The organism is Acinetobacter sp. KB005 (assembly GCF_049949095.1).
GTDB classification, from domain to species: Bacteria; Pseudomonadota; Gammaproteobacteria; order Pseudomonadales; family Moraxellaceae; genus Acinetobacter; species Acinetobacter calcoaceticus.
Window position 1 is genome coordinate 3,440,435 of record NZ_CP188191.1, and the last position, 19,872, is coordinate 3,460,306.

Genomic DNA, 19,872 nt, shown 5'->3' on the forward strand with positions numbered 1-19,872 from the left:
AGCAAAAGAGGGTTGACAGACTGGTTAGACTCCAGCACGCACAAGGCGTCCCTCTTCTGCCCTACCATAACGAATATGAATTATATACATTTTAAAGTTTTAGAGTACCTCCATGAAAAATATTAATATCTTCAAATTTATAAACCTTGTGCTGGCCTTTTTATGGTTTTATCAAGGTCTCGTTCCGAAATTTCTATTTCTTAATTCTGATGAAATTTTTGTATGGCAATGGCTAGGACTCTCACTTGAACATGCAAAACTTGCAGGCCATGCAAGTGGAATAGCTGAAATAATTTTTGGTTTATGTTTTCTCTTTACTGCACATAAATATATTCATTATTTAAGTATTTTGGGTTTGCTTGGGCTGCTTCTTTTAATTGGTTTCTTAATACCCTCTACCCTGATCTTGCCCTACAACCCTATCGTAATGAATCTTTCAATGATAAGTTTATCTATTGTCTATCTCATCTTATTAAGTGAGCAAAATTAACTTATAGCCATTCATTTAACTATTTTTAAAGATTTTATATAGAGAGTGCAATGAGTTTACCCAAAACTGAAGTTTGCAGTGTGGTCATTACAGGCAGTACAAAAGGTATTGGTTTAGCCCTTGCCCATGCTTTTTTAGATCTTGGATGTTCTGTTGTCATTGCTGGACGTAACCCAGAGCATCTTAAGCAGGCTCTTTCTCATTTAGAAACTCATTTCAATAAAGAAAAATTCATTGGCTTGTGTTGCGATGTAACTCAAGTGTCTGATGTGCAAACCCTATGGGATGGTGCAATTGAGCGCTTCGGGCAAGTCGATGTGTGGATTAATAACGCAGGAAGCTGCCACCCCACTAAAGACTTTATCGACCTTCAGCCAGAAGAGTTAAACGCAGCCGTTTCAACCAATATTCTAGGCACGATGCTTGGCTCACAAGTAGCTCTAAAGGGAATGCTCAAACAAGGTTATGGTCAAATCTTTAACATGGAAGGTTGGGGAAGCAACGGCGAATGGAGTGCAGGCATGACGCCTTATGCAACCACCAAACGGGCCGTAAGTTATTTTAGTAAAGCACTTTATAAAGAGACAAAATCGACTCCAATTTTAACTGGCACACTCAGCCCGGGCATGGTCGCAACCGACTTATTAGTTTCTTCTTGGACCAATGGCAACATTCAAAACTGGAAAAAGATGAAACGGTTATTTTTCTTTGTGATTGACCCGCCAGAAGTCGTTTGTGCATATTTAGCAAAGCAAATTATGCAAAATAAAAAAGCCAACCGACGCATCGCGTGGATCACGCCGTGGAAGCTTTTCCTTAGATTTTTGCAACCTTATTACTGGCGTAGAAACCCAGTGAAAGGCACAGCTTTAGAGCATTTGTAGTCGGGCTTATAATATGACTAAAAATTTAATCTCACTCGGTTAAGATGGTTTGATTAGCAGGCGCATCAGGTTTATTGTTCAGTAAAAGTTCTTCTAAAGAGCGCTTTTACTGAACTTTATACTTATCAAGAATCGTTATCTGAGCTATCTTCTTTATTTAAAATCCGCCCTTCCCGTTTTGGTCGAATCAATGGTGCTGTTGGTCGTGGATGCGTATGTGTATATTGCATACCTACTCCCGCATTTACATCATCTGCTGCGATTTCAGTTTCAAAGCGCTCATTATCAAGATCTCGAATTTCCTCAGTAATTCTTTCTACTTCGTCTTCATCTACACCAAGTTCTTGTAAAATTACTCCCCCAAACTTAATCGCAGATTCAAACGTTTCACGAATCATGAAGTCTACTTTTTGTTTGACTAAATGCAGTGAGTGCTCGCGGTCATATGAACGGACTAATAATTTCGCTAAAGGAAATTCATGTGTGACGAGTTCTACAATTCTATTGGTTGTCTCTTTACTGTCTACACACACCACAATCGCTTGTGCTGTTGCAGCGCCAGAAGCATGTAGAATATCTAAGCGGCAGCCATCGCCATAATAAATTTTAAAACCAAATTTTTCAGCGTTTCGAATCATGTCCGTATTATTATCAATAATGGTGACGTCTACCCCTCTTGCCAATAATAATTGACTGGTGACCTGTCCAAAGCGTCCAAATCCAATCATTAAAACGCTACCGCTTAAGCCCTCGGCAATATTGACGTTTTCTAACGAAACATTCGCTTTAAATTGAGTGAACCGTTTAAAAATAATACCTACAATTGGAGTCAACACCATTGAAAGCACAACAATAGCGGTAAGATTAGATTTAATTGTACCGTCAATGACTTGGGCACTTAATGCAGCAGAGAAAAGTACAAAGGCAAACTCTCCGCCCTGAGCCATGAGTAAGGCACGGTCCAACGCTTCAGTATGAGGGCTTTTAGTTATTCGGGCGACAATATAAATCATGAGTGCTTTGGCAAGCATGAGGGCAATTACACCACTGACAATGAGCTGCCAGTTTTGAGCAACCACTGATAAATCCAATGACATGCCAACCCCAAGGAAAAACAGGCCCAGCAAGATTCCTCGGAATGGTTCAATATCAGCTTCAATTTGATGTCTAAAGGTTGATTCAGATAAAAGCACACCCGCTAAGAAAGCACCCATCGCCATGGACAAACCGCTGACTTGCATGAGCAACGCTGCACCCAACACAACCAATAAGGCGGCGGCAGTCATGACCTCTCTGGCTTTAGCAGCCGCCAAGAGTCTAAATAATGGATTAAGTAACCAATAACCTGCCGCAATAAGACCTGCAATTGCGATTAAACCAATGCCTATATTTTCTAAACGTACAGATGTGCTTTCGACCACATGATTAGGTGCCATAAAAGCAACAATAGCGAGCAATGGTACAATCAGTAAATCTTCAAATAATAAGATGGCTACAATTTTTTGCCCACGAGGCTGAGTCAAGTCACCGCGATCGCCCAATAACTGCATCACAATAGCAGTCGACGTTAATACAAACCCTGCTGCACCAATAAAAGCAACTTGCCATGTAAAACCAAATAACAGTCCGACGCCAGTCAAAGCCAGTGCACAAATGATGATCTGTAGTGTGCCAAGGCCAAAAATCTCGCGTCTAAGGCTCCATAAATGTGACGGCTGCATTTCCAAACCAATCAGAAATAGGTACATCACAATTCCTAACTCGGCAATGTGCAAAATTGCGGTGGAATCTTGAAAAAAGGCAAAACCGAATGGGCCAATAATCAGACCCGCAATTAAATAACCTAATACTGAACCTAAACCAATACGTTTAAAAATAGGGACTGCAATTACAGCCGCCGCCAATAAAACCACAGGGGCAACCAAGCTAATTGAATGTGCTTCTGCGCTCATACATTTCTCATTTTATTTATCTGCAATTTATTCTATGTGAAACTATGTTTAAGGGCGATTATTAGTTTTGAGAAAAAGAATCCATAAAAAAAGCCCTGACGGGCTTTTTTTGATTAAACAACGAATTTCAACATGAGCTGAATAACTGTTGCATTAATTAAATCGACAAAGAATGCACCACAAAGCGGAACAATTAAAAATGCCTTATGCGATGGACCATACATATTGGTAATGGCCTGCATATTTGCAACTGCTGTTGGCGTTGCACCCATACCAAAACCACAGTGCCCTGCTGACAAGACTGCTGCATCATAGTTTTTGCCCATAACACGGAAGGTCACAAAAGCAGCATATAACGCCATCGTAATAGTTTGAGCACCCAAAATCACCACAAGTGGCCCAGCCAAATCTGCAAGTTGCCAAAGCTTTAATGAAAGCAATGCCATTGCTAAATAAAGTGATAATGATGCATTACCAAAAACATCGATTGCACGGTCAAAAATATCAATTTTTAAGACACTTTCTAAGATGTTTCTTAAAATTACACCACCACCCAGCGCCCAAACAAAGGTTGGTAACTCAAACCAAGTTCCCTTACTAAAGCCTGTCATAAATTCAGCAAATGCCAAACACGCTGCGAACATACCCAATGTAGTAATTGCATTGTCGGCTGTAATTAAACGAACTTGATGAGGATTTTCAAACGGCGCAAGATCATCAGAATTTTGTTCAACATGACCATCACGCTGTTGGATTTCAGCATTAGTTTTTGGTTGAGCAAGGCTATAACGATTGATAAGCAATTTTGCTAATGGGCCACCAATCACACCACCAATAATTAAACCAAAAGTCGCACTCGCCATTCCTAAAGCTAGAGCACCCTGAATACCATGCTGAGTTTCTAAAATTTCACCCCAAGCTCCGGCTGTACCGTGACCACCTGTTAAGGTAATTGAACCCGCAATTAAGCCAATGAGTGGGTCAAGACCAAGCAACGTCGCAAGACTCATGCCTACCGCATTTTGCACAACAATGAAAGACGCTACACAGACTAAGAAGATAACCAAAGCCATACCGCCTTCTTTAAGCTTCATAAAATTGGCACTTAAACCAATAGAAGCAAAGAATACGAGCATAAAGCTGGTTTGTAATTCGCTACTAAAAACAATGCTATATCCCCATATGGTATGGACAAGTAGCGAGACGACCGCAGCAACCAAACCGCCTGCTACAGGTTCGGGAATATTGTAGCGTTTTAAAAAATCAATTCGATTAACAAGAAAGCGGCCCAATAATAGAACGATGACCGCCGAAATTAGTGTATAAAAACCATTAAAAACAAATTCCATATATACTACTTTCTAATTACATTCCTAACGGATTGTAAAATAATTATATTTTATTTTTTAATATGTAAAAAAAACACAAATAAACTTTACAAAATTACCCTAGCAATCAATTTTCACGATTCTTAAGAAAAACTTAAATTTTTAAATATTTTATACAAAATTATCCCATACAATTAATTTAATTATTTAATTTCAAATCCTTAATATTAAATATTGTTAATTAGAAATAATTACCCCTTGATACCTTAAGCAAAAAATCCTGTCTTTTAAGTCACTGAACTTCACTCTCATTCCCTTTAATATCCTTAAAAGACCAGCTCGTTATTGTTCTGGGCAACATCTTTATAGGTTTTATGTTCAATGAGTTTATTGCTTAAAGTTCGTCAGAACGTTCCACAGCTACAGTCCATTAAAAAATCTCTTCAGACACGTGCTGGTCAAAAAATACCTCACATGCTGATCAATGCATCGGATCTATTTTTTAGAGGTCCTCAAATTGCCTTGTCAGGAAAAACGCCATTTGACGTGATTTATAAGCATGAAATTATTAGCTTACGGCATTATAGAAATGAGACGAATACTTCTACACCTAAACACCGCGTACCGTTAGTTATCGTTCCGCCACTAGCAGTTAACATGCTCATTTATGATTTGTTTCCTACTCGCAGCTTTGTCCGCTTCTTTTTAGCACAAGGTTTTGATGTATATCTGATTGACTGGGGCGTCCCCACCCGACACCAAGCAAAATACAATTTCGGCACCTACATTAAAGTCTTTATGCCTGAAATGTTAAAACAGGTCCGCGTACACAGTGGTCAACAACAGCTTTCTTTACATGGCTGGAGTTTAGGCGGTGCACTTTCACTCTGCTATACCGCATTATTTAAAGACAAAGATATTAAAAACTTAATTATTTTAGCTTCCCCTATCGATACGCATAAAGCTGGATATATGGGCAAACTCTATGGCAGCTTAACCAAACCTGCCCAATGGGTTCGCAAACATACGCCGTTTCGTATTCGCCACCATGTGCCAAGTAAGGCATTTCATATTCATGGATGGCAAAACACGCTAGGCTTTAAATTAACCGACCCGATTGGAAATCTAAAAACGTATTGGGAACTTTTTAAAAATCTCGATAACCGAGAATTTATTGTTGACCACGCAACTTCTAGTTCATTTATCGACAATATGCTGGCGTATCCGGGTGGAGTCATGCGTGACATCATCCTTCGTTTCTGGATTGATAATGAATTATCCAACGGTGTAGTGAAATTCGGTGAACTTACAGCCTATCTAAAAGATATTGAATGTTCAGTGTTAGCACTGGGGGGTAGTACGGACATTATTGTGACCGCTGATGCTGTTAAGCCACTCATGGATTTAATTAGCAGCCAAGATAAAACGTTTAAGGTCGTACCGGGTGGACACATGGGTGTCGTTTCCGGAAGCCAAGCACCTACAGCGGCCTGGCCTGAAATAAGTACTTGGTTAGTTGAGCGTTCAGGTTAGTTCGTTTAAACAATATTGGGAACCAGCGTAGCAAACCATACGCTGGTTTGTATTATTGCGGTGATTAACTCTTAAGCTTTAAAGTAAAAATTAATAATTCCATATTCAAAGATGTTAAATATCCAGTACTAACTTATCCGAACGAGGCAAACTGTTGCAGGTGGTAATTCGTAAATCTGGTTGTGCCTTGTATTGATCTAAAGTAGTAACACCTTGTAGCTTATTACAGACGCAAGCACGGCATAACCCTCTTTCACATCCCGATGGAATATTAACGCCAGCTAAACGTGCAGCTTCTAATAGCGTTGTCCCGCCATCAACCACAATCTCAATACCACTCCGTGCAAACTGGATAACATGATCTTTACCATCAGTTGGGTGCTCTACTACCGGAGGGGTAAAACTCTCTGTATGAAATTGTATTTCAGGTAATCCTAAATCCAGTAACATAGATTTTGAGGCAGTAATAAATCCTGGTGGAGCACAAACATACACTTCATGTGCTGTTATATCGGGAACAACTTTAGCTAGTAATTCAGCACTTAGTTTCGCCTGATACATCTGCCCTGAAATCGGATAATTAGGGTCTATCTCATTACATATAAAATGCACATCAAAACCAAATAAGTTGGCAACTTCACGTAATTCATGTTCAAAAATAATAGATCTCTCATTACGGTTAAAATAAAGTAACTTAACTTGGCTATGTGGAGCTTCACGTCGTGCCTTACGTAACATACTCAAAATTGGTGTAATACCAACACCACCCGCAAGGAAAACGATCTGTTTAGGTACTTCTTTCAGAATAAAATCGGGAGAGGCCTGCGGTACTCCTACCAAAATCATATGTGAATTTTTCTTAATATGATCATTGATATAATTTGAAACACGTCCGCCCTCTACACGTTTGACGGCAATTTCCAAACAATTATCAGCCTCGTGACTGTCTCTTAACAAACTATATTGTCGAACCAGACTTTCATCTTCGACTTCAATCCGTACAGAAATAAATGCACCAGCTTCCCAAATTACGCTCTCCCATCCTTGAGGTTTTTCAAAACGTATCATTAATGCCTGATTTCCTGCTTGCGGAAAAACAGCAAGGACCTTAACAGGTACATTATAAAAACGAGGCTTATTTAAATACGTCATATTATCTGGCAGTTTATATTGGGCTCCATATACGACTCGACGTAATAACTCCTTAGGTTTTTTTAGTATTTTAAAAAAATTTCCTCTTTCTTGCTCGCCTACAGGACTCGCCAATTTGAGTACATTGACCATCATATCTGGCACAACATCTTCAAGAGACATAACATTGTAAGGTAAGCCATGCTGCAAACAGATTTTTTTAACAAAGGGCTGGATTTCTCTTTGACGATTACATGGTAGGTCTGGAAATAAATGATGCTCTAAGTGGGTGTTCAATCCACCATAAAACACATCAAATGCAGGTGGATTATCGAATTCAACTTCCTCTTCCAACAATGTTTTAAAATAATTATCAAGTTGGGCATAAGGCGTAAAATTACTTGTTGCTAAAATTTGACGACGAAAATACTCTTCTTCTGTTTCACTCAATCCCGGGTCACTAAATAACTCAACATTGGGTGAATGGTGTTCCAGAAATAAGACTGCAACAGTCAAATCATAGCCCAAAACTGTACTCAGATAATTACCAAAAAATGTCGGCAATATCCGATGAGGAGAGACCGAAAGAGGATCTTTCCAAAAATGCTGGGCAATATATTTTTTTGTCAGCTTTAAGGTTTGTTCAATGGTTGTTCGACTAAGTACTTTACGCCCTTCTGTTTTAGCGGCTGATGCTCCAGTAAATAAAGAAAATACAAGATTAGGTGTTGTTAATAATAAAACCCACAACAGTGGAAGTTGCAAAGTATGGTGACCATACCATGGCTGACCTGGCTTAATACGTAAAAAGGAATATCCCAAATCATGGTCTACGCCAACGATATTAGTAAAAGGATGGTGATTTTGATGATGCATCACACGCCATTCATAAGGATCCACCATAAAATTCCAAACCCAACGTTCAGAATGGAAAGAACCTGCATTTGGCAAATGATCATAACTACCATGCATGATGTTATGACCAAGTTCAGAAAACTCAAGTAATGTATGCAATGCACCTAATATCGCACCACGCATTATGGCATTAGGTTTTCCACCTTGTTGGATCAACTCATTACTACGCGCTTTAATAGCTTGAGAGTAAGCGGCAACATTTCTGATATGTTCCAGGTCTGCATCACCAACTTTTGCTTTAGTTTGATCATATAAAGCTTTTAAAGCTGCCGTTAAACTTTCGTGCTTGCCGTCTTTATTATTTAGCATTTTATATATCCCTATCGGATTTGATCCTATCCGAAAAGATATAAAGTTTTGAACATTAGCAGAATGACTTTATACTACCAAACTTGACATTTCATGACACATAAAGCATGTCTATACAATTATATTGGGATTTTCCTCGCAGTATCAGTGCTATTCGCATATTGCTTATGATAGGTCAGCAATATGGTTTAACACCTGAAAGTTGTATTGAAAACACGCATATTTCTTTGGATGATTTGTCGCAACCTAACTTTGAGGTAAAAGCAGAACAAGAATTTTTAGTTATTCGAAACTTACTTAAACTACTAGATCCTACACTTCCCTTAAGTATAGAAGCAGGTCTAAGGCACCATACAACCACATTTGGTGCATGGGGTTTTGCCATTCTTAGTAGTCAGACAATGAAAGAAGCCTTACATTTTGCTATGCGATACTTTCAACTTAGTTCTATTTTTTGCAATTTAGAAGTTATTCAGGAAGATATATATACATTACTGATTTTTGATCATAGTCAATTACCTGATGACTTAGCGTGTTTTCTGGTTGAAAGAGATCTTATAACTGTTATATCAATTCAACGAGATGTCTTGCCTATACAGTTTCCTGTAATGAGCATTAATATTGCTTTACCTGCACCTGTGTATGCCGATAAATTTCCCGAATTAACGGGATATCCAATTCAATTTAATCAACCACGTAGCTGTATTATCTTTGAAAGCAGTTTGCTTGATTTACCGTTACCTCAAGCAGACCCATTTATTCGTGCACGTTATGAAGAAGAATGCCAACAACTTTGGACGCGAAGAAGTTCTCTAGGCAGCTATAGCCAAAAGGTCAGAAATATTTTACTCCATCAACCCTCACACATGCCCAGAATTGATGAAATGGCAGCCCATCTTCAGGTCAACCTCAGAACATTACAACGTCATCTCGCAATTGAAGGAGTTACCTATGAACAGCTTATAGATGACATTCGTAAAGACTTAGCCGAAGACTTACTCAAAACCACCAATTTAACAGTTGAAGAAGTTGCCATTCAATTGGGTTATTCCGAAGTTTCAGCATTTTCCAGAGCCTTTAAACGTTGGAAAGGCATTTCTCCCCGAAATTTTAGGTGGCAAAAATAAATTTATATTTAATATTTTAATGCTTATCCACGCCAGCTCCAATAAGCAAACTCGTAGCATAATTCATAATTAATAAGACTAAATTATTCGCTTTTTCTTCTGATTCAGCTAAACGCCCTTCTAATAAAAGATGAGATAGACCATGTACAAGGCTACAACTCAACATTGCTAATACTTCAACTTGAGCGTCATTTTCATCCACACCTAATATTGAAGCAGTTAATTGATGTAACTGAGTATATGTATTACCCACAGCCTCTTTTAACTCAAGTGCTTCATTCTTTTGTAAGTCAGGATTAAACATCAAGGCAAAGAGATTTCGATTATTTTTTGCAAAGTTAATATAGGCTAAACCAAATAATTTTAACGCCTCTGGCTGAGAATTAGCATCTTGCAACGTTTGGCTTTGCTCCTCTTGCAAGAGCTGAAATCCTTTTGCTGCCAAGGCTGCTAAAAAGCTCTCTTTATTTTCGAAATGCCGATATACCGCATTTCCGCTTACCCCAATTTGTCTCGCCATTTCTCGAAAACTAAGGCTCTCGGCATCACTATTTTTTAGGTGAGCTAATCCTGCATCTAATAATTCTTCACGCACATTTCCATGATGATAATTTGATTTTTGAGATTGTATAGAAGACATGTTGACACCGCACACATATTATAAGCATAATGTGTGCACTGAACACATTATGCTTTATTGTTGTTTAATTCACACAAAAGAGCAAATCATAATTCCCGTTCAATAGAGCTGCTTATAAATATCCATATTGCCTAGGAAAGGACATTAATAATACTAGGCCTATGAAAACAAAAGAGTATTGAGCTTATAAAGAAATGCAAACTTTCCTTTGAGCTAAATCATCTTTAAGCAAAGGAACTGATATGAACAATTTTAGAAGTATAAAACAGGCTTTGTTATTTACAATACCATTGATGTTGGTCAGTTCACTTGTGAAAGCAGAACTCAACCTCTTAGATGATAAGAGTTTATCTGGTGTAACTGGTCAAGCATTATTTAATCTAACCAATATTGCAGCTAATCAAAATGGTAATCCAAATACAGATGTAGGGTTTTATCGTCTCGGAATGGAAGCACAAGTAGAGTTAAATGCAAATATTAAAAGTTTACAGTTAGGTTGCGGTGGGACTAAAGGAGTGGGTTGTGACATTGATATTGAAAATATTAGTTTAGCAGGTGTCCTCCCCGTAAATGGTAGCTATGCAGGATCAGATGCCGTTATTACTAATCCTTTTATCGAGTTTGCTATAAAATCGCCGGACAGTGCTTCTACTCGAGAAATTGTTGGTTTTCGCCTTGGGGCATTAGGCATATTAGGCAAACTTGGATTGGGATCAAATATAGATTTAACAACATTAGCTGATGACACAGGAGGAATTAACTCTTTATCTGGTGATTTGAATTTAACACTTACGAATACTGTTCTGAAGAATGTAGTGATTGAAAATGGATTGATCTCTACAGAAGCACATATTAATGATTATAACAAACCGCTTATTCTTAACCGCTCTACAACAGCAACGCTGGATAATGTAGTCGCTAAAACTGGTCCACTAAAACTATTAGGTATCTTAGATCTACCTTTAGGTTTAACTCTCAGTAATGCCACATTAAAAGATTATCCTCTGTCTGGTTTCCATGAAATTTTACTAGCCCAAGATGCAGCAGGAACAATTCCTACTAGTAACACATCACTATCCTTACAAAAACAAGCTATCCAGTGGCAAAAAATAAGTTCTGGTAGCTTCGACAATACTGTTGCCGCTCAACCTGGATGGTGGCTTTCCTTACCGAAAGTTATACTTACTGATATCGAAACACAACAGCGGATTGATGTAGGACTTGGCGAGGCATTAGGAGGATTAGTGGGTAGAGAGTTAATTATTAATCCTATTGACTCTGGACAGATAGGCATCAAAAACTGCTACGGGAACTTAAAGTTTTGCTAAGTAAAAACTTTATACAAGCTTTTATATGACGCTTAAATTAAAACAACTCATGGTTTTCATACCACTATTAGCAGGGCTGAATACATCCCAAGCTACCACAGTCTATAGGTCAATAAATATGTGCTCAGCTTCCGTCAAACATATACCTGATAATATCCAGAGTTCTATTTCTAAACTTAAAGTGGGCTCAATAGACTCAAATACTTCAAACATTTCTTTTATTGTTGCTTCAGCAGTTGCTGCAAAACACAATAAACCAATAGATATAGAACGTATTGCTGTTTATTTACAAGCTCAACGAAATCAGCAAAATTTCTATTATTCATTACTTGATATCAAGAAAACTTTTGAAAATTTCAATATATCTGTTGAGGCCAAGAAAAACGCCTCACCTTTTGATATGTTAAAATTAACCAATGAAATTCTTATTGGTATTGATCAGCAAGATCAACTTTTTGCATTAGTTGGTTCATCACAAGAATATGTATATTTAATTTATGGAATCATGAATCGAAGAGCATTAATCTGCCCTCTTAAAAAATCTTTATTTATTCAAAACTTTACTACCAATAAGTTCATTATTCTTAAGTAACTCAGTTATATATTGTCTAAAATAATTGATATTTAAAATTTTAACTTCACACACCTAGATTCAGTCAATAAAGCTAAAAATAAAAAATATGAGTCAATCATATTTACTAAATAATGTTTCAAAAATTGGTTCGCACAAACACTAAAATCTAAGCATAAAATTTATGCTTAGATTTTATAATATTAAAAATAATGAATAAGTTATTTCAACCCAAAAGTCTTTCTAATGCTCTTATCAACAGGGCCACTTGGCATGAAACGACGTAACTTACTTAACAAAGACGCCTGTCCAGATGGTGTACGACGCATTTGCCAATCATTCAATGCCGCTGTAACGATCGTATCTGCAACAGCATCTGGTTGGGATCCATGATTAATCTGATTCGATATGGCCTGTGTAGCTAAATTACGTTCATTGTCATATTCAGGAATTTTAGAACTTACTACAGGTGCGTTTTTATCTAGATTGGTTTTGGTGAAAGAAGGTTGTACCAATGTCACGCGAATCCCAAATTGACGAAGCTCGTGATCTAAAGATTCGGATAATCCTTCAACTGCATGTTTAGTTGCAGAATATACCCCCATATAAGGTGAAGGAAGAAAACCCAATACCGAACTAATATTTATGATTCTTCCATAATGTTGTATTCGCATATATGGCAATACCGCTTGTATCGTACGAAGAATACTAAATACATTCGTATTAAATAAAAATTCTGCTTCTTTTATAGAGGTCTCTTCTATTGCCCCAGTCAGGCTTGCTCCAGCATTATTAATTAAGATATCAATACGCCCGGCCTTATCAATAATAGAATGAATCCCAAGTTGGACAGAGTCCTCATCAGACACATCCATTTCAATGAGCTCAACCCCTTCTATAGGTTGGGCTTTTACTTTATTTCTGACTGTTCCAAATACTTTATGGCCTTTTTTAGCAAATTTTTCTGCTGTGGCTTGACCAATTCCTGATGAAACACCGGTAATTACCACTACTTGTGAGTTTGACATATGAACTCCGAATAATTTTTAAACTTAAGAATCTGATGGTTAAGCTGTTGGTTTGACTCTAATTTTGAACCAGATTGAGTACATAGCCGGCAAGAAAACCAAAGTTAAAATGGTTCCAGCCAGTGTTCCACCAATCAGTGTATAAGCTAGCGTTCCCCAAAACACCGAATGAGTCAGAGGAATAAAAGCCAAAATAGCAGCCAAAGCCGTTAATATGACGGGTCTGGCACGTTGTACTGTCGCCTCCACAACGGCATCCAACGGATCAAGTCCAGCTTGCTTGTTTTGCTGAATTTGACCAATCAAGATGAGTGTGTTTCGCATTAAAATTCCAGACAATGCAATCAACCCAACTAAGGCATTGATACCAAAAGGCTGCTGGAATAATAGAAGCGTCGGTACCACACCGATTAATCCCAATGGACTGGTGAGAAACACCATAATCATTGCAGCTATAGATCTCACCTGAAGAATGATAATGAGCAAAGTCATTGCCAACATGATTGGGAAAATAGGAAGCATGGCTTTAGTAGCTTTACCCGATTCTTCAATAGAACCTGCTTCAACGATGCGATAACCCTTCGGTAGATTTTTTATAACTGACTGAAGCTGTTTGGTAATTGCTGTAGATACATCTGGTGGTTGCAATCCTTCAGCAATATCTCCACGAACGGTTATTGTTGGTACGCGATCTCGACGGCGTATAACAGGCTCTTCCATCCGCACTTCAATCTTGCCAATTTGTGACAGAGGAATACGTTGTCCATTTGCCCCAGTGAGTGTGAAATCACCAATTTTTGCAGGATCCAGTCTTATATCACCCGCAGAACGAGCAACAACTTGTACTGTACGAATATCTTCGCGCACAGATGTTATCGGAATACCTGTTAACAAAAATTGTAGTTGCTGTGCCACTGAAGCTGAGGTGAGACCAACTGCTTGTAGGCGATCTTGCTGTAATGTGAAATGAAGGGCTGGTGTACGAGTTCCCCAATCGGTATTTACAGTTCTCATCATTGGGCTAGCATTCATAACATGCTGAACCTGAGCTGCAATTACACGCAATTTTTCTGGGTCTGGCCCTGTCACACGGTAAGCCACTGGATAGGGTGAATATGGTCCAAAGACCAGTTGTGTAACACGTACCTGCGCCTCAGAAGCAAGCCCATTCGAAACAGCTTGTCTTAAGCGATGTTTTAAGGCTTCCCGTTCTTCTTGATTGTCAGTTCGTATTACAATCTTGGCAAAGGATGGGTCTGGTAACTCAGGTCCCATGGATAAATAAAACCGAGGGGCGCCTTGGCCAATATACGATGTCACAATCTTTGCTTCATTTTGCTTAGATAACCAAGCTTCAACTTTGGCTGTAGCAGCGCTAGTTTGCGTAATCGATGTACCGTAAGGCATTTGTACTTCAACAAGTACTTCAGGTCGGTCAGAGATTGGAAAAAATTGTTTTTTTACCAATGTCATTCCACCTATTGCCAAAACAAATAATCCGATAACACTACCAGCAACAAGCCATTTACGCGCAATCACACGTTCAAGAATTTGACGGAAACGGTTATATCGTGGTGTGTCATAAATTGCATGGTGTCCACCTTCGACTTTTTTAAAATCAGGTAACATCTTCACACCTAAATAAGGTGTAAAAACGACTGCAACAATCCATGAAGCAATAAGGGCTATGCCGACAATCCAAAACATATTGCTGGTATATTCACCAGCCGTAGATCGGGCAAAGCCATTTGGCATAAATCCAACAGCGGTGACTAATGTTCCAGAAAGCATAGGTGCTGCGGTATGGCTCCATGCATAAGCAGATGCAGCTATTCGACTAAAGCCCTCCTCCATTTTGACGACCATCATTTCAATGGCAATAATGGCATCATCAACCAAGAGCCCTAAGGCAAGAATAAGAGAGCCCAGTGTAATTCGGTCAAAGTTTTTGCCCGTTGCCAACATCGCCACAAAAACAATAGCCAATGTGAGTGGTACAGCCATAGCAACAACAAGTCCAACTCGCCACCCCATGCTGATAAAGCTTACAAACATCACCACAAGTAATGCTGCAAAGAACTTAATCATGAACTCATTTACCGACGAGCTAATATTTACCGCTTGATCGGTCACCTTATTTAAGCTGATACCAAGGGGTAAATCTTCATTGATTGAGCCAACTTCGTTCTCTAATGCTTTACCAAGATCTAATCCATTCCACCCTTCACGCATGACTACACCTAGCAATAAAGCAGGTTCTCCATCATTACGAATAATGTATGTTGCAGGATCTTCATAACCACGTTTAACAGTCGCAATATCTGACAATTTCAAGGTACGACCTTGAGCAGTTATAGGTGTGTCTCGAATTTTTTGTAACTTATCAAAAGCACCATCCAATCTGACAAAAACTTGAGGACCTTTGGTCTCAATAGAACCAGCTGGAGTAAGTACATTCTGATTATTAAGTGCAGCAAACACATCTTGTGGATTTACGCCTAGTGTTGCCAAGCGCTCATGTGAAAATTCAATATAGATACGTTCAGGTTGCTCGCCAATAATATTGACCTTTTTTACCCCAGATACATGAAGTAGCTGCTGTCTAATTGTTTCTGCATCACGCACCAACAATCTTTGTGCTTCATTTTTTGCCTTCAAAGCATATAAAGTAAAGGTTACATCCGCATATTCATCATTAACAAGTGGCCCAATTACCCCTGAAGGTAAATTGCTCATTTCATCATTTGCTTTCTTCCTCGCTTGATAAAACTCCTCCTGAACTTGAGATGGAGGTGTGCTATCAAGTAAGGTTAGTGTCGTAAAAGCTAGCCCAGGCCTTGTATAGGTTTCTGTTCGATCGTACCAACGTAGCTCCTGCATCCGTTTTTCGATTTTTTCAGCAACTTGATCTTGCATTTCTTGTGCAGTTGCACCGGGCCAAGCAGTCACAATGGTCATGACCTTAACTGTAAAGGCTGGGTCTTCAGCTCGACCTAACTTAAAAAATGCAACAATGCCTGCAATTGAAATTAGAAAAATCAGGAATAGAGTGATACCCCGTTCACGAACAGCAAGAGCTGACAGGTTAAAACCTTTCTCACTCATGAGTGTCCTCCTTCATTTCCAATTGAAGGATTATTTGCCTGTGATGCAATACGGACTAACTCGCCTTCTCGAAGTAAATGTGCACCTAGAGCAACAATTTGATCTCCACTCTGAATATTGCCAGTTACATACGCATATTCATCATCAACCTGTTTTACAACAACAGAACGCCACGTTACTTTCTGAGTTTTTCCATTAATTACCCATACTCCTGCTCCCTTTCCTTTATCAAGTAGTGAACCAATCGGTACTTGTAAAAAATGTTGAGAACTCTGATTTTGAGCTCCAATACGTACAGTAACGGTTGAACCTAAAGGAGCGTTTGCCAAATCTCCGTCTAATACAAAACGTGCTTCAAAAGTACGAGTAAGCTGATCTGCTGTATTTGATAACTGTCTAAGCTTAGCGGGGACACTGATATTTTCTTTACCAAAGAGAGTGGCTTGACCAATAGCTCCTATTGCAGGGCGTAAAGTTTCGGGAAGCTGAATAACTGCTTCTCTTTGACCAGAATGAGCTAAACGAATTACTGTTTGACCCGCGCTTACAACTTGCCCCGGTTCAACCAGTGTTTCCATAATTGTGCCATCACCATCGGCTGTTAAGTCGGCATAGTGACTGGCGTTTAATGCAACTTTAGCTTGAGCTTGCGTTGAACTTAGCTGTGCTCTCGCCGTATCTGCTGCTGCCCTAATCTGATCATAGGCGGAAGCAGATATAGCACCACTTCCACGCAAATCACGATATCGAGCTTCGTCTTTTTCTGCTTGTTCAGCACGTGCTTTGGCTGCGCCTACAGCTTCTTGCTGAGCTTTGGCAGCAAGTTCTAAATCAACCGGATCAATACGCATCAGTAACTGTCCGCGTTTTACCGTCTGACCGGCTTCAACAAACCGTTTGATTACTTTGCCAGAGACACGAAAACCAAGATCACTTTCTACCCGTGCGCCTATCGTGCCTGTAAATGCTCTTGAGTCAGAAGTAATTTCTTCTTGCACAGTTGCGACTCGTACCAATGGTGCCGAAGTACGGGGGTCAGATTGTGTATTTTCAGCACAACCTAGCAAGAAAAAAGGAAATAAATATATTGCAGCAAATGGAATAAGGCGACGATAACGCATATTAGAGTCCCCCCCTTGAAGAAATTAATCAGGAGACTCATTTTTAATCAAGTGACCAATTTAGTCAATAGTCACAAATTTATTATGGCGATAAACTTCTCAGCACAAGACTAGAAAGCAACACTGGAGCATCAGCGTTATATGAAATACTATGTTGTAAAAGTAATGGATGTAGATAAGGTCTCATAACTAAATAAATAGCCTTAACTGCTTCATCAATTGGTGTTTTTCTTTCAAAATCACCAGTTTGACGACCTTCTTGAATAATATTTTGTAGCATTTTAAGAATTCGATTTTCATAAGCAACCGTAGCATCCCATTTCTCAGAGGCTGCAGAAACTGCAATTTCATAGAGCTTACGATCTTGAGAAAATAAACGAAGGCTCCCTTCCACAATTACTTTAAAAAGCACTCTCAATTTTTCAGCAGGATATTCAGCTTCTTGAATGGCAGCATTAACTTCATCTTCAATTTCACGCAAACAATTGGCACAAATCATCTCGCCAATTGCCTGTTTAGATTCAAAAAATTTATAAATATAAGCTTTAGAAAAGCCTATAGATTTTGCAAGATCAGAAACTGTAGTTTTCTCATAACCATAGCGGCTGAAATGCTCTGTAGCAGCAACCACGATTTGGTCCCTTACCTCATGATCTTCCGGTCCTCGCTTTGAAACAGGATAACTACTTTTTTCTTTATTCATATTTTCAATTTAAACCTTTGTGTGAAAGTAGTAGTTTAACTCTTGGCCCCTGATATTGACAACAAGTGACTAAATTGTATTATAGTCACAATTAAACCATTGTTCAAAATCTCGCCTTGGGGAAAATATGTTATCTAGATCTATCGTTCTCCTACCAATACTCACCAGCATTCTTGCTGCTTGTACCGTAGGTCCTAATTATAAACGTCCTAGCATATCTCTACCCGAGCAATATCTTGGCGCTCCCTTAAACTCACCAATTGACGAAACCAAAGCAGATATTGAAGTATGGTGGAAAAGTTTTAATGACCCTCAACTTACTCGATATGTCACATTAGCATTAAAACAAAATCTTGATCTGGCCCAAGCATATACCCGTGTGACTCAAGCCCAAGCAGGTTTATCGGCAGTTAATGCTTCTTTACGCCCAATAGGTACTGTTGATGCGCAAGCAGCTAAAGTTTACCAATCCGTTGAAACTCCACTGGGGCAAGTTTTAAATTCAATGCCTAATTTTGACCGACATGGTAGTTCTTATGAGGCAAACCTAAGTGCCACTTGGGAATTAGATATTTTCGGAGGCCTTCGAAGAGACCGTGAAAGTGCTCTAGCAAACTATCAGGCTTCGAATGCAGGAGCATCAGCAGTTCGTTTAATGGTCGCAGCACAAACAGCAAATCTTTATATTAATATTCGAGGATTACAATCTCGATTAGACATTGCCCAGCAACAATTACAAACGCAACAGAAACTTCTTTCAATTATTCAACTTTTATATAGCAAAGGATTGGCATCTGAATTTCAGGTCAAACAAGCTAAAGCGAATGTTGCTCAAGTTCAAGCTGTAGTTCCCGCACTTGGCATGAATCTAGACATTGCCATGAATGCACTCGACGTCATGCTTGGAACCGTACCAGGAACTCACCGAGCAGAACTAACAGAACTAAAACCAATTCCAGTTATTCCTAACATTACAGCAACAGGAACACCTCACGATCTTTTACGTAGACGACCAGATCTCATCATGGCTGAAAGGCAACTGGCAGCTTCAAATGCACGTATTGGCAGTGCGATTGCAGAGTATTACCCAAAGGTTTCTTTAGGCGGTTTGATAGGTAGCGCAACCACAGCAAGTGGAAACTTATTTTCAAGTGGTGCCAATCAGGCTGCTGGCTTATTAGGCTTACGTTGGCGTTTATTTGATTTTGGTCGAATTAATGCAGAAATTCGCTTAGCTAAGGGACAAGAAGCCGAAAAACTTGCAGCCTACCAGTTAGCCGTCTTACATGCAGCGGAAGATGTAGAGAACTCATTATCAACTTTATCTAAAAGACAAGAACAACTCGTAGCACTTCAAGATGGTAAAAATGCGCTACACCATGCACAGAAAATCGCTCTAATTGCCTATAAAAAAGGAATTAACAGTCGAATAGAAGTATTACAAGCAGATTCAAGTGCTTTGCAATTCACGGATAGAAAAGTACAGGTGCAAACTGATTCAGCCCTTGCTGCCGTAGCAGTTTATAAATCCCTGGGTGGTGGCTGGCAACCCAATGATTATTAATATGAAATTTCAAAAATTTAAAATCACTGAATGAGATGGTGGATTACCTCATACCTACAGGAGCAATGATTTCATTTCGATTAACCAAATTCTCTAGGAAACATAAACACAAAATGTCCGACAAACATTTTCACTTCAAGGAA

15 protein-coding genes are annotated in these 19,872 nt (G+C 39.0%); 7 read left to right on the forward strand and 8 right to left on the reverse strand.

Annotated features, from left to right (window positions below; translation table 11 throughout):
- Positions 1-112: 112 nt before the first annotated feature.
- Together ACPF64_RS16465 and ACPF64_RS16470 are read left to right on the forward strand one after the other, a co-directional pair.
- The gene (locus tag ACPF64_RS16465; RefSeq protein ID WP_426454592.1) at positions 113-490 is read left to right on the forward strand and encodes a DoxX-like family protein; all 378 of its coding nucleotides are present in this window, start codon (positions 113-115) and stop codon (positions 488-490) included.
- A gap of 50 nt (positions 491-540) precedes the next feature.
- On the forward strand, positions 541-1,374 hold the full coding sequence (locus ACPF64_RS16470; protein WP_426454594.1) for an SDR family NAD(P)-dependent oxidoreductase: 834 nt from the start codon (positions 541-543) through the stop codon (positions 1,372-1,374).
- A gap of 125 nt (positions 1,375-1,499) precedes the next feature.
- On the opposite strand, the gene ACPF64_RS16475 is transcribed toward ACPF64_RS16470, so the two are convergent.
- Together ACPF64_RS16475 and gltS are read right to left on the reverse strand one after the other, a co-directional pair.
- Positions 1,500-3,326: a monovalent cation:proton antiporter-2 (CPA2) family protein gene (locus ACPF64_RS16475; RefSeq protein WP_004643402.1), complete on the reverse strand. Its 1,827-nt coding sequence runs from the start codon at positions 3,324-3,326 to the stop codon at positions 1,500-1,502.
- A gap of 113 nt (positions 3,327-3,439) precedes the next feature.
- Positions 3,440-4,675, reverse strand: a complete 1,236-nt coding sequence (gene gltS / locus ACPF64_RS16480; RefSeq protein ID WP_003650798.1) for a sodium/glutamate symporter — start codon at positions 4,673-4,675, stop codon at positions 3,440-3,442.
- Positions 4,676-5,035: 360 nt separating this feature from the next.
- On the opposite strand from gltS, the gene ACPF64_RS16485 reads away from it, so the two are divergent.
- Entirely contained in the window at positions 5,036-6,187 is a 1,152-nt protein-coding gene (locus ACPF64_RS16485) for an alpha/beta fold hydrolase (protein WP_426454597.1), read from the forward strand.
- Between the two features lie 114 nt (positions 6,188-6,301).
- On the opposite strand, the gene ACPF64_RS16490 is transcribed toward ACPF64_RS16485, so the two are convergent.
- Positions 6,302-8,542 (reverse strand): fatty acid desaturase, encoded by a 2,241-nt coding sequence (locus ACPF64_RS16490; protein ID WP_426454599.1) that lies wholly within the window; start codon positions 8,540-8,542, stop codon positions 6,302-6,304.
- 107 nt (positions 8,543-8,649) lie between these two features.
- Between ACPF64_RS16490 and ACPF64_RS16495 the strand changes: the two genes are divergently transcribed.
- Positions 8,650-9,669 (forward strand): AraC family transcriptional regulator, encoded by a 1,020-nt coding sequence (locus tag ACPF64_RS16495; RefSeq protein ID WP_426454601.1) that lies wholly within the window; start codon positions 8,650-8,652, stop codon positions 9,667-9,669.
- A gap of 16 nt (positions 9,670-9,685) precedes the next feature.
- Here the strand turns inward: ACPF64_RS16495 and ACPF64_RS16500 are convergent, their stop codons facing one another.
- Positions 9,686-10,309 (reverse strand): TetR/AcrR family transcriptional regulator, encoded by a 624-nt coding sequence (locus ACPF64_RS16500; RefSeq protein WP_426454603.1) that lies wholly within the window; start codon positions 10,307-10,309, stop codon positions 9,686-9,688.
- Between the two features lie 242 nt (positions 10,310-10,551).
- Here ACPF64_RS16500 and ACPF64_RS16505 point away from each other — a divergent pair, with 242 nt between their 5' ends.
- Complete coding sequence (locus ACPF64_RS16505; protein WP_426454605.1) at positions 10,552-11,637, forward strand: hypothetical protein; 1,086 nt, start codon at positions 10,552-10,554, stop codon at positions 11,635-11,637.
- A 118-nt stretch (positions 11,638-11,755) separates the two neighbouring features.
- Positions 11,756-12,229: a hypothetical protein gene (locus ACPF64_RS16510; RefSeq protein ID WP_426456166.1), complete on the forward strand. Its 474-nt coding sequence runs from the start codon at positions 11,756-11,758 to the stop codon at positions 12,227-12,229.
- 200 nt (positions 12,230-12,429) lie between these two features.
- On the opposite strand, the gene ACPF64_RS16515 is transcribed toward ACPF64_RS16510, so the two are convergent.
- From ACPF64_RS16515 to ACPF64_RS16530, 4 genes are all read right to left on the reverse strand, one after another.
- Positions 12,430-13,236 (reverse strand): oxidoreductase, encoded by an 807-nt coding sequence (locus ACPF64_RS16515; protein WP_426454607.1) that lies wholly within the window; start codon positions 13,234-13,236, stop codon positions 12,430-12,432.
- Positions 13,237-13,275: 39 nt separating this feature from the next.
- A complete protein-coding gene (locus tag ACPF64_RS16520) occupies positions 13,276-16,341 on the reverse strand; it encodes an efflux RND transporter permease subunit (protein ID WP_426454609.1) in 3,066 nt (1,021 codons plus the stop codon).
- A complete protein-coding gene (locus ACPF64_RS16525; RefSeq protein WP_426454611.1) occupies positions 16,338-17,462 on the reverse strand; it encodes an efflux RND transporter periplasmic adaptor subunit in 1,125 nt (374 codons plus the stop codon). Before ACPF64_RS16525 ends, ACPF64_RS16520 begins: the two co-directional genes overlap by 4 nt.
- An 82-nt stretch (positions 17,463-17,544) precedes the next feature.
- Positions 17,545-18,165 carry a TetR/AcrR family transcriptional regulator gene (locus tag ACPF64_RS16530; RefSeq protein ID WP_426454613.1) on the reverse strand — a complete coding sequence of 207 codons (621 nt, stop codon included), beginning with the start codon at positions 18,163-18,165 and terminating at the stop codon, positions 17,545-17,547.
- Between the two features lie 127 nt (positions 18,166-18,292).
- On the opposite strand from ACPF64_RS16530, the gene ACPF64_RS16535 reads away from it, so the two are divergent.
- Positions 18,293-19,729, forward strand: a complete 1,437-nt coding sequence (locus ACPF64_RS16535; RefSeq protein ID WP_426454615.1) for an efflux transporter outer membrane subunit — start codon at positions 18,293-18,295, stop codon at positions 19,727-19,729.
- Positions 19,730-19,872: the final 143 nt, after the last annotated feature.

What these genes read in the sequence shown, in the direction of transcription:
- ACPF64_RS16505 (WP_426454605.1), top strand. Translation starts at nt 10,552, where the DNA reads ATGAACAATTTTAGAAGTATAAAACAGGCTTTGTTATTTACAATACCA.
- ACPF64_RS16475 (WP_004643402.1), bottom strand. Translation starts at nt 3,326, where the DNA reads ATGAGCGCAGAAGCACATTCAATTAGCTTGGTTGCCCCTGTGGTTTTA.
- ACPF64_RS16465 (WP_426454592.1), top strand. Translation starts at nt 113, where the DNA reads ATGAAAAATATTAATATCTTCAAATTTATAAACCTTGTGCTGGCCTTT.
- gltS (WP_003650798.1), bottom strand. Translation starts at nt 4,675, where the DNA reads ATGGAATTTGTTTTTAATGGTTTTTATACACTAATTTCGGCGGTCATC.
- ACPF64_RS16510 (WP_426456166.1), top strand. Translation starts at nt 11,756, where the DNA reads ATGTGCTCAGCTTCCGTCAAACATATACCTGATAATATCCAGAGTTCT.
- ACPF64_RS16485 (WP_426454597.1), top strand. Translation starts at nt 5,036, where the DNA reads ATGAGTTTATTGCTTAAAGTTCGTCAGAACGTTCCACAGCTACAGTCC.
- ACPF64_RS16500 (WP_426454603.1), bottom strand. Translation starts at nt 10,309, where the DNA reads ATGTCTTCTATACAATCTCAAAAATCAAATTATCATCATGGAAATGTG.
- ACPF64_RS16470 (WP_426454594.1), top strand. Translation starts at nt 541, where the DNA reads ATGAGTTTACCCAAAACTGAAGTTTGCAGTGTGGTCATTACAGGCAGT.
- ACPF64_RS16495 (WP_426454601.1), top strand. Translation starts at nt 8,650, where the DNA reads ATGTCTATACAATTATATTGGGATTTTCCTCGCAGTATCAGTGCTATT.
- ACPF64_RS16515 (WP_426454607.1), bottom strand. Translation starts at nt 13,236, where the DNA reads ATGTCAAACTCACAAGTAGTGGTAATTACCGGTGTTTCATCAGGAATT.
- ACPF64_RS16490 (WP_426454599.1), bottom strand. Translation starts at nt 8,542, where the DNA reads ATGCTAAATAATAAAGACGGCAAGCACGAAAGTTTAACGGCAGCTTTA.
- ACPF64_RS16535 (WP_426454615.1), top strand. Translation starts at nt 18,293, where the DNA reads ATGTTATCTAGATCTATCGTTCTCCTACCAATACTCACCAGCATTCTT.
- ACPF64_RS16530 (WP_426454613.1), bottom strand. Translation starts at nt 18,165, where the DNA reads ATGAATAAAGAAAAAAGTAGTTATCCTGTTTCAAAGCGAGGACCGGAA.
- ACPF64_RS16520 (WP_426454609.1), bottom strand. Translation starts at nt 16,341, where the DNA reads ATGAGTGAGAAAGGTTTTAACCTGTCAGCTCTTGCTGTTCGTGAACGG.
- ACPF64_RS16525 (WP_426454611.1), bottom strand. Translation starts at nt 17,462, where the DNA reads ATGCGTTATCGTCGCCTTATTCCATTTGCTGCAATATATTTATTTCCT.